Origin of the sequence: Maricaulis sp. (genome assembly GCF_017643475.1) — a bacterium.
Lineage (GTDB): Bacteria > Pseudomonadota > Alphaproteobacteria > Caulobacterales > Maricaulaceae > Maricaulis.
This window is the reverse complement of sequence record NZ_JAEPNI010000004.1, coordinates 92,285-106,807: the sequence shown is the minus strand read 5'-3', so window position 1 is coordinate 106,807 and position 14,523 is coordinate 92,285. Positions and strand designations below refer to the sequence as shown.

The following is a 14,523-nucleotide window of genomic DNA, read 5'->3' as shown; positions in this document are numbered from 1 at the left end:
AACGCCTGACCGCCTTGTTGTCCCGTAACCTGGTATCCGTGATGTCACGCTCCCTCGATCTCCTGTCCAGCACGTTTGGCTTTCCCGGTTTCAGGCCCGGGCAGGAGGAGATTGTCGATCGGTTGCTGGCCGGGACGAACACGTTGTGTGTCATGCCGACCGGTGCAGGAAAGTCGTTGTGTTACCAGGTGCCGGCGCTGTTGATGGACGGGCCGAGCGTGGTGGTCTCTCCCCTGACAGCCCTGATGGATGACCAGGTGGCCGGCCTGGCGGCCAATGGGGTCAAGGCCGTGGCGATCCATTCCGGGCGAGATCGTGACGAAAACGTCCAGGCCTGGCAGAGTTTCAAAACGGGCGAGGCCAAACTCCTCTACATGTCGCCGGAGCGCATGATGACCGGCCGCATGCTGGCAGCGCTGGACGGGCTGCAACCCGCCATGTTCGTCATTGACGAGGCGCATTGCATTTCCAAATGGGGCGCCAGTTTCCGGCCGGAATACGAGATGCTGTCGGCGCTTTCCGAACGCTTTCCCGATGCCGTTATCGGCGCCTTCACGGCCACGGCGGACGAGGTCACGCGCAGCGATATCGCGGCCAAGCTGTTTGGCGGTGAGGGCGATATCGTTGTGCACGGCTTTGACCGACCCAACCTGTCGCTGGCAGTCGCGCCAAAACAGAAATGGAAGGACCAGCTGCTCGACTTTCTCGAACCGCGACGCAAACAGTCCGGTATTGTCTATTGCCTGTCGCGCAAACAGACCGGGGAAGTGGCGCAATTACTGGTCGGTGAGGGCTATCGTGCCTTGCCCTACCACGCCGGACTGGCACCGGAAACGCGGCGGGAGAACCAGGAAAGCTTCATGGCCGAGGACGGCGTGGTCATGGTGGCCACGATCGCGTTTGGCATGGGCATCGACAAGCCGGACATCCGTTATGTCCTCCACCTTTCCCTGCCAGGCTCGATGGAGGCCTATTACCAGGAAATCGGCCGCGCCGGGCGCGATGGCCAGCCGGCGGATGCCATGATGCTCTATGCCATGGGCGATGCGCGCATGCGGCGGCAATTCATCGACCAGGATGGCGAGGATGAACGTCACAAGCGCCAGGAACACAAACGCCTGGACGCGCTCTTGGCCTATTGCGAGGCGACCCAGTGCCGTCGCCTGGCGCTGTTGGCCTATTTCGGGGAGACGGGCGGTAAGGCCTGCGGGAATTGCGATATCTGCCTCGATCCGCCGACCCTGATCGATGGCACGCGCGAGGCGCAGATGCTCTTCTCCGCCATTGCCCGCACCGGCCAGGTGTTTGGCGTGGGTCATATTACCGACATCCTGCGTGGGTCGGCCTCCGAGAAAGTCCTCGCCCGCGGCCATGATCAATTGCCCACCTATGGTGTCGGCCAGGACCGGCCCAAGGCCTTCTGGCAAGGCCTGACCCGCCAGATGCTGGCCTCAGGCCATCTGGAACTGGATATCGGCGGTTATGGTGGCCTGCGTCTGACCGACCGCGGCGACGCCGTCCTGCGCGGCAAGGCCAGTGTCGAGATCCGCGAAATCGTCCTCAAGAAGGAAACCCGCCGCACCAAGGCCGCCATCGCCGCCGCAGCAGCCGAGGTGGACCCCGATCTCCTGTCCCGCCTCAAGGCCGTGCGCCGCGAGCTGGCCGCAGAGCGCAATGTCCCGGCCTATGTGATCTTCTCCGACGCGACCCTCATCGACATGTGCCACCTGCAACCACGCAATCTCGACGAAATGGGCAGCGTAAACGGCGTCGGCCCGAAAAAGCTGAAGGATTTCGGGGAGGTGTTTTTGGGGGCTTTGGGGGATTAATACCAGCTCATCCCGGAATAAACTGGGACAAAGACATTTTTCACTCGCCACGCAGGCGAAGGGGCACGCGTTTTCGGCCTAAAAATGTGTCTGTCCCCATTTACTTCCGGGATAAATTTAATGGTCGAAGTGTTCACTTCGAGGAGGTCAGATCCTATACCGAAGTGTCCGGTCGCAAGAGGCGATGATGTTAGGTGTCCAGCATGAAGCTTGTCTATCGACTTGATAAAGACCGTGAGATCTACAATGACGCAGCAATCAGACGTTCGCATGCGTTATCAACAAACACTTTGTCCCCGCTTGGTATCGACCCGATCTATGGGTTGTACGCTTCATCCGAATGGTGGGCGAATGTCAATTCGGGGCGTATCCCAATCCGGGTGACTGAAGGAACGATTGAGCGACCGGTTTACGAGGCGGACGATCTTGATGGTGTTCCAAGCGGTGTACTTGTTCGACTAGATGATAACACAAATTGTGACCGGTCTATCAAACTGCTGGACCGCGATAACTATGAGTTGCTGAGGCGGGGTCGGCGCATCAAAATCATTGAGTTATTAGAAAAGCTCAAATCGCCATCTATGAGTATTGATGAGGATGGCATGCTTGCACGACTGTTCGAAGTATATCTGTGAATAGTTGGAGACAGACACATTATCTCTGCCCATCCGTTCGTTCGGCAGGCGAATGCGCGCGAGTTTTCAGTCCGAAAATGTGTCTGTCCCGGTTTGTCAGCGACCAATGAATGAGGCTTGGAACCGGTGAGAAACATCTACCTTGGATACTCAACCGTTTTTGACGCAGTCGAATTGCGGAGCTATTTCGATTACGATGAAGAGCACCCGGAAGGGTGGAGTAAGTACAAACAAAACATTGGTTTTGTAAGTGTTGATCCGGAGGGGTTTGAGCCTTACGGACTCGATTCTTGCCCGAGTGGCCGTTTTGATCCAGGCAGAATGAACTCGCTATTACCTTTCCGGGTTGAGGACGCCGGTGTGTGGAGGGCGTTCGACTTTGAAAAAATTAAGGCTGTGTTCTTTGTCGAAGCCGAGAAGGTAAAACAAATGTCTGACGAGTCTGTTTCTCTTGTTGGGCCTATCCAGATTTCGGCATACGACTACGAACAGTAGTCATTGAAAAAAAGCGTCGAGATAAAACAGGGACACCCACAATTAGCGGCCGTGCCCCAAGTTTCGGGACCTCACAAAAACCGGCCATGCTGAGCCATCGGTCCTGACTTTCGTCAGGATGAGGCGGCTTGATATTTTCTCCCTAAGGCATCTCGATCGCCGCAGCGATTTTCTCTGCCTGGGCTTGCAGCTCCGCCATATCCGCCTGGCCACCGCCATGCGCGCCCAGGGCTTTGCCTTCCTGGCGCGGGATGATGTGGAAATGGACGTGAAAGACGGTCTGGCCAGCCGGGGCGCCGGAGAACTGGGTCATCACGATGCCGTCGGGATTGAGCGCCTTTTTGACCGCCTGGGCGATGCGCTTGACGCGCAGCATGGCGCCCTGGAGTGCGCCGTCGGTCAGTTCCAGCAGATTGCGCGCCGGTTCACGCGGTACGACCAGGACATGGCCGGGCGCTTGCGGGAAAATATCCATGAAGGCGAGCACCTGTTCGTCCTCATAGACTTTCACACAGGGCATCTCGCCGCGCAGGATCTTGGCGAAGATATTCTCCGGATCATACTGGCCATCAATGCTCATCGTGCGTCTCCTGTTTGGGTTCAACGGCCTTAAACGGACTCTCCTGGCGCTGCAATTCGATATCGTGCAGCACGGCCGGGCGTTCGCGATCCAGGAAATCGGACACTGCGCCGCGAAAGCCTTCATCTGCAATGTAATGCGCCGAATAGACGGGCGAGGGCAGGTAGCCGCGCGCCAGCTTGTGTTCGCCCTGGGCTCCCGCCTCGACGCGGTCCAGTTTCAGTGCGATCGCGGCATCGATGGCCTGGTGATAACAGAGCTCGAAATGCAGGAAGGGGTGATCAACGAGGCGTCCCCAATAACGACCATAAAGGGCATGGGAGCCGATGAAGTTGAGCGCAGCGGCGATATAACGGCCATCCTGTTTGGCCATGACCAGCAGGACCTTGTCGCGCATGCGTTGGTGCAGCAGATCGAAAAAGGCCCGGTTGAGATAGGGATAGCCCCATTTGCGCGACCCGGTTTCCTGGTAACAGGCGAAAAACACATCCCAGTGTTCCGGGCGCAGATCATCACCGGTGAGTTGTTCGATCTCCAGCCCGGTCTGCGCGGCTTCGCGTTCCTTGCGCAAGGCCTTGCGCTTGCGGGAAGAGAGCGCGTCCAGGAAGTCGGCGTAACTGGCATAGTCCTGATTGTGCCAGATGTATTGCCGGTCCACGCGCTGTAACAGGCCCATGGCCGCCATTTCCTGCCAGCTTTTCTCGTCCGGGAAAGTGATATGCCAGCTGGCGATATTCCACTGGGATGCTGCCTGGACCGCGGCGGAGGCGAGTGTGCGGCGGGTAGCCTCGTCGGCAGCCAGAAGGCGCCGTCCTGTCACCGGGGTAAAGGGAACCGCCGTCTGCATTTTGGGGTAATACTGCCCGCCAGCACGTTCCCAGGCATCGGCCCAGGCGTGGTCGAAGACATATTCGCCCTGGCTGTGCGCCTTGAGATAGAGCGGCAGGACACCGATCAGTTCGCCCGCGGCATTTTCCAGCGCCAGGTGACGTGGATACCAGCCGGCCTCCGGCGAGACACTGCCGCTTTCCTCCAGGGCCTGCAGGAAATCCCAGCTCAGGAAAGGATCGAATTCCTGCCCCGCCGGATTTGCCAGCCGGTCCCACGCCTCGCGAGGGATCTCGGAGAGCGCGCCATGCGAGCGCACGGTCAGGCCATCAGGCGTGTCCGGTTCTGCAGGGTCCATCTGCTGCTTGCCTAGTCTCTGCGGCGCTGGCGGCGGATTTCCTCGCGGGTCGGTATGGAGACCGCCTCGATCTCGGTGGCGCGGAACCAGGCGGGTGTGCCTTGTTCCAGATTTGCCCGGGCACGCATTGCGAACTGGCGGGCGCGGCCGGAATTGCCAACCGCAAAGGCCTGTTCGGCGACAGCCAGCTGGGCCAGCGCGGTTTCTCCGCTGCGTTCATGCACGATGGAAAGCTGATACCAGGCAAAGGCATTGTCCGGCTCGATATCCAGTGCGATGCGCAGGTTTCGGCGGGCGTCCTCCAGCAATTGCGGGTCTTCCGTGGCGATCTGAGAGATGGCGAGATTTACGCGCAGCAAGGGCGCGGTCGGCAACAGCTCTACCGAGCGGGCGTGATACTGGATGCTTTCCTCGGCGCGACCGCTTTCGAACAGCATCTGGCCGTAAAGTTCATGGAAATAGGGGTTTTCCGGCTCTTCTGCGATCAGGCTCTCGATCTCTTCGCGCGCTTCGTCCAGGCGGGCGTCATGGTAATAGGCCACAGCACGGGCATAACGCGCCGGCAGGGACTGGTCGGTTTCCGGATAGCGATAGAAAACAAATTCCGGCTCGACCAGGAAGCCATAGATCTTGGCCTGGATGCGGCGCAGATAGGCGATGTCCTCGGGGGAATCCTGAACCGTGAAAAATTCGGACTGTTCCACATTCTCGCGCAGCGCGTCGATACGGTGGCTGGACAGCGGGTGGGACCGGAAATAGGGGAAGCGGCGCGCGTTCGACATCACTTCCTGGTAGCGAAAGCGGTCAAAGAATTCGACGAGGCCCTGGCCGGACTGGCCGGTCTCCTCCAGATAGCCGAGAGCAGCCTGATCAGCCGAAGCTTCCTGGCCGCGGCTGTAAGTGAGGAAGGACAGCGCGCCGAATTGCTGGCTTGAAGCCATCAGCGTGGCACCGGCACCGCCTTCGCCAGCGAGTGCAGCGAGCAAGCCCAGTCCCATTGACACATAAACCGGTACTGCAGCAGCCTGCATGGCATCGCCGGACCGTGCCAGATGAGCGCCGGCGATATGGCCGGTCTCGTGAGCGATGACGCCCTTGAGCTGGTTGGGTGTGCCTGCTTCGACGATGATGCCGGTATGCAGGAAAATATTCTGACCGCCCGTTACAAAGGCGTTCAGGGTCGGGTCCGCGACCAGATAGAGATCAACATCTGCTGGCAGCAATCCTGCCGCAACCAGAATCGGATCGGTATATTCGCGCAGGACCTGCTCGATCTCGGTATCCCGGATCAGCGATTGACCTAAGGCTTCAACACTTGTTGCCGTGGCAAGAGTAAACGCTACGGCGATGGCTTTGAGGATTTTCATCCTACCTCCACTACACAGCCCCCGCAGCAATATCTTAGCAGCGCTTCCCCAAAGCGCCAGCGTCAGGCGTTCACCCGGCTCTCACCATGTCGAGAGCCGGGTGAACAGGATCTGATCAGTTGCCGAACAGACCGGTGCGGTTCCACCAGCCCTTGCGCTTGGGCTTGTCCGACTTGTCGTCTGCCGCCTCGGCAGGGGTTTCAACAGCCGGCTCTGCTGCAGCAACAGGTTCGGCTGCGACGGGCTCCGGCTCTGCGGCTTTGGGAGCGTCCTCAGCGGCGGGCGCGTCAGCAGCCTTCTTTCTGGTACGGCGGCGCTTGGGCTTTTCCGTCGCTTCCGGTTCAGCTTTTTCTTCAGCCTTTTCCGCAGCGGGCTCAGCCGTTTTGGCGTCTTCCGCAGTTTCAGCTTCCGGTTCTGCCTTCTTGCGGCGCGTGCGACGCTTTGGTTTCGGCTTTTCTTCCTCGGCCTTGGCATCTGCTTCGGGCTCGGCTGGCGTTTCAGCCTTGTCCTCGCTTGCCGCAGATTTTGCGTCGGCGTCAGCCTTCTTGCGGCGCGGGCGACGTGTACGCTTGGGCTTTTCTACCTTAGCGTCCTCGGCGGCGGTCTCCGTGTCTTCAGCGGAGGCTTCGGCCGGTTCAGCAGCCGCCTCATCAGTTGCGGCTTCGCTCTCGACCTCAGCATCTGCCTTCTTGCGACGCGGGCGGCGCTTGCGTTTGGGCTTCTCGTCCTCGGCCGCCCGCGCTTCAGCTTCAGCTTCAGTGTCGGTTTCGGCTTCAGCAGCCGGAGCTTCCGCTTCGGCTACGGCTTCGCCGTCCACGGATGCCTCGGCCTCCTCGGTCGTTTCGCCATCAGCCTCCGCGTTGGCGTTCTCGCCGCGACGACGACCTCGGCCACCGCGACGCCCGCGACGACGGCGGCGCTTCGGCTTGTCCTCGTCATCATCATCGGAATCCGCCTCAACGTCGGCCGATGTGTCGTTGTTCTCTTCCGAGCTGGTTTCGGCAGACGCGTTGTCCTCGCCCTTGCCACCACGGCGACGGCGGCGACGACGGCGACGGCGACCGCCACCTTCACGTTCTTCCTCTTCCTGGGCTTCCGGCTCCTCGACCTCGATCTCGTCGATCGATTCGACAGAGAGCGGAGCCATTTCGATCTTCAGTTCCTGGCCGGGCTCTCGTGTGTCCAGGAGATCGATATTGAACGTCGGCGCGATGAGCTGATCATTGGCCGCAACCATGATGCGCATCTCGAAACGTTCCTCGATGGAAAGCAGGTGGTCACGCTTTTCGTTGAGCAGATACAGCGCAACAGAGGTCGGAACCGTGATCCGGATCGCCTTGGCGCGACCACGCGTGCCTTCCTGTTCCAGACCGCGCAGCGCGACCAGGGCACTGGACTCCGCAGACCTCAGCAGGCCGGTTCCGCTACAATGCGGACATTCCGTCGTCGAGCCCTCGATCAGGCTGGTGCGGCGCCGCTGGCGGGAGATCTCCATCAGGCCGAACTGTGAGATACGGCCCATCTGCAATCGCGCACGATCGCGTTTGAGCACGTCTTTCATGCGCTTTTCGACGGCACGATTATTCTTCGATTCATCCATGTCGATGAAGTCGATGACGATCAGGCCCGCCAGGTCACGCAGGCGCATCTGGCGCGCGGCTTCGGTTGCCGCTTCCAGATTGGTCTTCAGGGCAGTTGCCTCGATATTGCGCTCACGCGTGGCGCGTCCCGAGTTGACGTCGATCGAGACCAGCGCCTCGGTCGGGTTGATGACCAGATAGCCGCCGGATTTGAGAGGTGCGATCGGCGAGTAGATGGCCTCGAGCTGATTCTCGACCTGATGGCGCAGGAAGAGCGGAACCGGCTCCTTGTAATGCTGGACCTTCTTGGCATGACTCGGCATGAGCATGCGCATGAAGCCCTTGGCTTCCTTGTAGGCCGCTTCGCCTTCGACCAGGACGGAATCGATTTCCTTGTCGTAGAGATCGCGAATGGCGCGTTTGACCAGATTGCCTTCTTCGTAAATCAGGGAAGGGGCCACAGCCTTGAGCGTCGCCTCACGGATATTACTCCACAGGCGCATCAGATAGTCGGCATCGCGGCGAATCTCGACCTTGGTCCGCTTGGCGCCTGCCGTACGGATGATCAGGCCGACACCTTTCGGCAGATCCAGCTCGCCGACGACAGATTTCAGACGCTTGCGGTCAGCTGCATTGGAGATCTTGCGGGAAATGCCGCCACCACGCGGGGTGTTTGGCATCAGCACACAATAACGACCGGCCAGGGAAAGGTAGGTGGTCAGGGCCGCGCCCTTGTTGCCACGTTCTTCCTTGGCGACCTGGACCAGCAGCACCTGGCGGCGTTTGATGACCTCCTGGATCTTGTAGCGACGATAGAGTTGGCGGCGCATGCGCGCAGCCTTCTGCTCGTCGATATCGTCCTCGACGTCATCGCTGTCGGTCTCGATCGTCTCTGCAGACGTGTCGTCACCGTCTTCGTTCGCGTCATCGCCGTCACTGGTGTTTTCGTTGGACTTGTCCGCGTCGGATGCGTCCTCGGCCTGGGCCTCGGGCGTTTCGCTGGCGTCCTCCTCCTCGTCATCCTCATCGGCGACGACAGAGGCTTCTTCCTCGGCCAGGGCGAGGCGATCCTCGTAGGGGATCTGGTAGTAATCCGGATGGATCTCGTTGAAGGCGAGGAAACCGTGACGGTTTCCGCCGTATTCGACGAAGGCGGCCTGCAGCGAGGGTTCTACTCGCGTGACCTTGGCCAGATAGATGTTGCCGCGTATCGGCCGCTTCGCAGCGGCTTCGAAATCAAATTCCTCGACTTTGGGTCCATCGACTACGACGACGCGGGTCTCCTCGGGATGACCTGCATCGATCAGCATTTTCTTTGACATTAAGGGATTCTCCTGCGCGCACATACAGTCCGGCCCGGCCGCTTTCGGCGGCAACAGGAGACAGTTGTGGCGGGGTGCTGGAAAGCGAGTCTCGGCCTGTCGAGATTTGGAAATGATGCAGGCGTTGCTCGCGCATCTTCGCGTTTCCTTTGGCAGACCCGATGCGGCGGACGCCGGCTGGCCTGCGGTGGTCGGGGCCGCATCTCCGATATGGACATGCGACAGTGTTCAGCGGGTCGGCGCTCGCTTCGGCAGGCCCGAAAACAGGGCGCCGGAGGAGGCCTCATCGCGCCGGGCGAACTTCGGGTTGAATGCTTCCGGTCGCCGCAGCGGGCTCAAGATGCAACATTCGCGACGGGAATGGAAGCCTTTCACGCGGTAGGAAAAACTTGGAAGCTGAGTATTTTCATCAACCAAACGTCAAGTTCCATCGTTTAGGGTCCAATTAAAGCCGTGGACAGAATCACGGCGTATGCGATGGTGTGTGTATGCGTTTACTGGCGATTTTGGCGGCGTTTGCGACCAGCTTGGTCTCGGGTGCTGCAGCTCTGGCAGAACAGGAAGTCCGTGCGGTTCGTTTCGGTGGAGACGAGGCGCGTACGCGCGTGGTTGTTGAAACCTCGCAGCCGGGGGAGTTCCGCGCATATACGCTGGATGGTGTGTCCACGCGTCTCGTTGTCGACCTTCCGGTCTCGTCCTGGCAGGTGCCGGGGCTTGAGGCAGGTGAGGGCGTTGGAACCGGTCTTGTGGACGGTTTCCGCTTCTTCAACAATTCCGCCTCGTCATCACGCATCGTCTTCGAGCTTGACCATCCCGCGATGATCGACAGCCAGTTTTCGCTCGAACCTGCGCCAAGCAGCAATAATTATCGCATTGTCGTTGATCTCGCCCGGACCAGTGAACAGGCCTTCCGTGATTCTTCCGGGGTTCAGACGGTGGCCAGCACGATTGATACGCTGATCGCCGAGCGGGTCGAGGCTGCCTATGTTCCGCCAGCCCGTGACCGTCGTGTTATTGTCGTCGATGCCGGTCATGGAGGGCACGACCCGGGCGCGTCTGGTCGTGGCGGCACGCATGAGCGTGACGTGACCCTGGCCGCTGCGCGCGAGTTGCGCCGCCAGCTCGAGGCCACCGGGCGATATGAAGTCTATTTGACGCGAGACACTGATGTCTTTCTGTCCCTGCAACAGCGGGTCCAGGTGGCTGCCGATGTGCGTGCCGACCTTTTCCTGTCCATTCACGCGGACTCTGTACCAACCAATCGCAATGCACGCGGTGCCGCGGTTTATACGTTGAATGACCGGGCTGAAAACCGGGCCAGGAACCGGGCGCTCCAGAGCGCGGATCATTCTGAAGAAGCCGATGTGAACAACATCCTCGTCTCGTTGGAACTGCGAGAGAAGCGCAACCAGTCCTCTGCCTTTGCCGAGGTTCTGCTGGAGCATCTCGGCGATTCCGGCCCGTTGCTGAACAACCCGCACCGTCAGGAGAATTTCTACGTTCTTCTCGACAGCCGGGTGCCTGCCGTGCTGCTGGAAATGGGTTTCCTGTCGAACTCCACTGACGAGCGCAATCTCAATTCTGCCTCCCACCGCCGCCGCCAGATGGAGGCTGTGACCAGAGGTATCGACGACTATTTTGCCACTCGTGGTGACATGGGCGAATACCCCGAGGCTGCAAACACCCCTATCCGGGCACGCTAGAACGCTTCCATCCGGGGGCTGTACCCGTCATAATAAGGCCCTGATGTCGTGATCTGACGTGACACCGGGGAATGTGGGGCCTTGAGAGCGTAATGAAGATTTTCACTCTGCGTAATGTGTTGCGGACTGCCATGTGGGGCGGGATCGTCGCACTGGGCACGGCCCTCGTCGGCGCCATTGTGGCGGTTGTCTATGTGGTACGTGTCACAGCGGACCTGCCCGACTATCAACAATTGGCGGAATACGAACCGCCGGTAATGAGCCGGGTGCATGCCGGTGATGGGCGCCTAATCGCGGAATATGCGCGTGAGCACCGCGTCTTCGTGCCGATCGAGAACATTCCCCAGAGCCTGGTCCAGGCCTTCATCTCGGCCGAGGACAAGAATTTCTATGAACATGGCGGGCTGGATTTTCGCGGCATTATCCGTGCTGCCTTTGCCAATGTGCGCCATGTGATCCTTGGAGAACGCCTGGAAGGCGCCTCGACCATCACCCAGCAGGTGGCCAAGAACTTCCTGCTTTCCTCGGCTCAGCGCCTTGAACGCAAGGTGCAGGAGATGGTGCTGGCCCGGCGGATCGAACGTGCTTTTACCAAGGACCAGATCCTAGAGCTCTATCTCAACGAGATCTATTTCGGTCAGCGCGCCTACGGGGCTGCGGCGGCCGCGCTGAACTATTTTGACAAGTCCCTGGACGAGCTGACCCTGGACGAGGCCGCACTGCTGGCTGCGGTCGTGAACGGCCCGGCCCGTTTCCACCCGATCCGCCATCCCGAACGCACGATTGACCGGCGCAACTGGGTGCTTTCCCGCATGGCCGCCAATGGCTACGTCACCGAAGAGGAAGCGCGCGAAGCGGCCCAGCAGCCGCTGCAGATCGCGGAGCGTCTGAGCGGTGATGATTATCTGGCAGCCGAGTATTTCGTCGAGAATGTTCGTCGCCAGGTTTTCTCCATGTACGGCGATGACGAGCTCTATCATGGTGGGCTCTCGATCCGGACGACGCTGGACACAACCATGCAGCTGGCCGCACGCCAGGCTCTGCGAGAGGGTCTGGAGACCTATGACCGTCGCCACGGCTATCGCGGCGAGCTGGGCCAGATCGAGCTGGAAGACGGCTGGGAGACACGCCTCGAGGAGTTCACCCTGCCGCGCGATCTCGACGCCGGCTGGATCGGCGCAGTTGTTCTGTCGCTGACGGATGAAGCTGCCGAGATCGGCTTTGCTGACGGGGCGCGTGGATCCATTCCCATGACCGCTCTGGAATGGGGACGTGAAACCCTGCCAGACGGCGAGCTGGGTCCTGTTGTTTCCACACCGTCCGAGGTGCTTGATGCCGGTGATGTGATCCTGGTGGAATCGATTGCTGACCAGGAAGACTATTCAGAAGGCCAGTTCGGCCTTCGCCAGATCCCGGCCATCAACGGTGCGATCATGGCGATGGACCCGCATACAGGCCGTGTCCTGGCGATGATGGGCGGCTACAGCTTCCAGCACAGCCAGTTCAATCGTGCGACCCAGGCCCGGCGCCAGCCCGGATCTTCGTTCAAGCCGTTTGCCTATGCCGCAGCGTTGGACAATGGATATACGCCCGCCAGCCTGATCCTGGACGCGCCGTTTATTGCGACGGGTGGTCCGGATGAGCGTTTCTATATGCCCTCCAACTATGCCGAGCGTTATTACGGCATGTCGACGCTGCGCCTCGGGCTGGAACTGTCGCGTAACGTGATGACGGTTCGCCTGGCCCAGGAAATGGGCATGCGCCCGATATCCGATTATGGTCAGCGCTTTGGAATTTATGACGAGCTGTCTCCGGTTCTCGCCATGTCGCTGGGTGCGGGTGAGACGACGCTGCACCGCCTCGTGTCCGCCTATGCCACGCTGGTCAATGGCGGGCGCCGGGTCGAACCGACCATTCTCGACCGGGTTCAGGACCGGACAGGGTCCACGATCTTCGCCCATGAACAGCTCGATTGCGATACCTGTGACGTTGAGGAATGGACGCAGGAATTGCTCGAGCCCTGGTTCGAGGAAACGCGAACCGAGGTCGTTGACCCGGTGACGGCCTATCAGGTCGTGCATATGCTGGAAGGCGCTGTACAGCGCGGTACGGGCACGGCGCTGCGGTCCCTGGGCCGCCCGATGGGGGGCAAAACCGGCACGACCAATGATTTCCGCGATGCCTGGTTTGTCGGTTTCTCACCGGACCTGATTGTCGGCGTCTATGTCGGCTTTGACACGCCCTATCAGCTGGGCAGTGGCGAGGCGGGAGGCCGTGTTGCCGCGCCGATTGCACGCGATTTCTTCAGCCAGGTGATCGATGATTATCCGGTCGCACCTTTCCGCGTTCCAGAAGGCGTGCGCCTGGTGCCGATCGACCGTCTGACCGGCGAGCCCGGTATTCTCGGCCAGTCCGGTGTGATCCTGGAAGCTTTCCGTCCTGGCACCGAGCCCTCGCGCCAGAGCGTGGACGAGGAAAGCGGTCTGTCCTTCGCCCGTTCCTCCGTCAGTGACCGTCCGCAGGATGCGGGGCTCGAGGAGGGTGACGAGGAAGAGGAAGAAGAGGAGCTCGATGAGGAGCTGGGCGGGCTGTACTGACGTGTAGCGCCCGGCTTGTTTCCTCCGGCGAGCCTCTTTATCCCTGTTCGTTCACGTTCATGATGCCAAGCCGAGTCGATCAATGCGCGCAGACATCCAGACCCTGTCCGATGAAATCCAGCAGGCCGTAGGCTTGCTGAGGAGGCGTCTTTGACTGGGATACAGCCCAGAAACGCCTAGACGAACTTACCGCCATGTCCGAAGCACCGGACTTCTGGAATGACAGTCAGAAGGCTCAGTCCCTGATGCGTGAACGCAACCGGCTGGACGATGCCATGACGGTCATCCAGGAAGCCGAGGTCGAGCTGTCTGATACACTCGAACTGGTCGAGCTGGCCGCGATGGAAGACGATGAGAGCATCGTCGAAGATGCCGTCGAGAGCCTGAAGACCCTGCAGGACAAGATGAAGCGCGCCGAGCTGGAAGCGCTGTTGTCCGGTGAGGCTGATGGCAATGACAGCTATCTGGAAATCCACTCCGGTGCCGGCGGCACGGAGAGCCAAGACTGGGCGTCCATGATGACCCGCATGTATACACGCTGGGCCAATGCTCGTGGTTTCAAGGTCGAGGTCATTGAGGAACAGGCCGGCGAGGAGGCGGGGCTCAAATCTGCCACCCTGCTGATCAAGGGCGAGAATGCCTATGGCTGGCTGAAGACCGAGACCGGCGTCCACCGTCTGGTCCGGATCTCGCCGTTTGATTCCAGTGCCCGTCGCCATACCAGTTTCGCAAGCGTTGGCGCTTATCCACTTATCGACGACCAGATCGAGGTCGATATCGAGGAAGGCAAGGTTCGCACGGATACCTATCGCGCCTCCGGTGCGGGTGGTCAGCACGTCAATACGACGGACTCGGCGGTTCGCCTGACCTATGACATGCCAGGCCAGGAGCGACCCATCGTGGTGCAGTGCCAGAATGAGCGCTCCCAGCACAAGAACCGGGCCCAGGCCTGGGATATGTTGCGCGCCCGGGTTTATGAGATCCAGCTGGCTGAACGCGAGGCTGCGGCGCAGGCCGAGGCTGATGCCAAGACCGAGATCGGTTGGGGCCACCAGATCCGCTCCTATGTCCTGCAGCCCTATCAGATGGTCAAGGATCTGCGCACCAATGTGGAAACGTCCAATACGGGCGGTGTTCTTGATGGTGATCTGGACCAGTTCATGGCCGCTGCCCTGGCAGCGCGTGTTGGCGGTGAAGAGGAAGAGGCCTGAGTTGGCGCGGATAATCTT

The 14,523-nt window shown here is 60.2% G+C and carries 10 protein-coding genes; 6 read left to right on the top strand and 4 right to left on the bottom strand.

The window, feature by feature from the left end; genetic code table 11:
• Positions 1-41 precede the first annotated feature (41 nt).
• The 3 genes from recQ (at position 42) to JJ889_RS13990 (ending at position 2,959) form a co-directional block, all read left to right on the top strand.
• Positions 42-1,829: a DNA helicase RecQ gene (recQ, locus tag JJ889_RS14000; RefSeq protein ID WP_291896158.1), complete on the top strand. Its 1,788-nt coding sequence runs from the start codon at positions 42-44 to the stop codon at positions 1,827-1,829.
• A gap of 203 nt (positions 1,830-2,032) precedes the next feature.
• Positions 2,033-2,464, top strand: a complete 432-nt coding sequence (locus JJ889_RS13995) for a hypothetical protein (RefSeq protein ID WP_291896156.1) — start codon at positions 2,033-2,035, stop codon at positions 2,462-2,464.
• A 126-nt stretch (positions 2,465-2,590) separates the two neighbouring features.
• Complete coding sequence (locus tag JJ889_RS13990; protein ID WP_291896154.1) at positions 2,591-2,959, top strand: hypothetical protein; 369 nt, start codon at positions 2,591-2,593, stop codon at positions 2,957-2,959.
• Positions 2,960-3,101: 142 nt separating this feature from the next.
• On the opposite strand, the gene JJ889_RS13985 is transcribed toward JJ889_RS13990, so the two are convergent.
• The 4 genes from JJ889_RS13985 to JJ889_RS13970 all read right to left on the bottom strand — a co-directional run bounded on the left by JJ889_RS13985 (position 3,102) and on the right by JJ889_RS13970 (position 8,994).
• Positions 3,102-3,539 (bottom strand): HIT family protein, encoded by a 438-nt coding sequence (locus tag JJ889_RS13985; RefSeq protein ID WP_291896153.1) that lies wholly within the window; start codon positions 3,537-3,539, stop codon positions 3,102-3,104.
• Positions 3,529-4,725: a GNAT family N-acetyltransferase gene (locus JJ889_RS13980; RefSeq protein ID WP_291896151.1), complete on the bottom strand. Its 1,197-nt coding sequence runs from the start codon at positions 4,723-4,725 to the stop codon at positions 3,529-3,531. The genes JJ889_RS13985 and JJ889_RS13980 overlap by 11 nt, the downstream gene beginning before the upstream one ends.
• 11 nt (positions 4,726-4,736) lie before the next feature.
• Positions 4,737-6,092 carry a M48 family metalloprotease gene (locus tag JJ889_RS13975; RefSeq protein ID WP_291896148.1) on the bottom strand — a complete coding sequence of 452 codons (1,356 nt, stop codon included), beginning with the start codon at positions 6,090-6,092 and terminating at the stop codon, positions 4,737-4,739.
• 115 nt (positions 6,093-6,207) lie between these two features.
• Entirely contained in the window at positions 6,208-8,994 is a 2,787-nt protein-coding gene (locus JJ889_RS13970; RefSeq protein ID WP_291896146.1) for a ribonuclease E/G, read from the bottom strand.
• Between the two features lie 488 nt (positions 8,995-9,482).
• Between JJ889_RS13970 and JJ889_RS13965 the strand changes: the two genes are divergently transcribed.
• The 3 genes from JJ889_RS13965 to prfB all read left to right on the top strand — a co-directional run bounded on the left by JJ889_RS13965 (position 9,483) and on the right by prfB (position 14,505).
• On the top strand, positions 9,483-10,697 hold the full coding sequence (locus tag JJ889_RS13965; protein WP_291896144.1) for an N-acetylmuramoyl-L-alanine amidase: 1,215 nt from the start codon (positions 9,483-9,485) through the stop codon (positions 10,695-10,697).
• Between the two features lie 92 nt (positions 10,698-10,789).
• Complete coding sequence (locus JJ889_RS13960; RefSeq protein WP_291896142.1) at positions 10,790-13,294, top strand: penicillin-binding protein 1A; 2,505 nt, start codon at positions 10,790-10,792, stop codon at positions 13,292-13,294.
• An 82-nt stretch (positions 13,295-13,376) separates the two neighbouring features.
• Positions 13,377-14,505 (top strand): peptide chain release factor 2 gene (prfB, locus tag JJ889_RS13955; RefSeq protein WP_291896140.1). Its coding sequence is split into 2 segments (ribosomal slippage): positions 13,377-13,445 and positions 13,447-14,505, totalling 1,128 coding nucleotides; the frame shifts between segments, so codons are not numbered across the junction.
• The last annotated feature ends 18 nt before the right edge of the window (positions 14,506-14,523 follow it).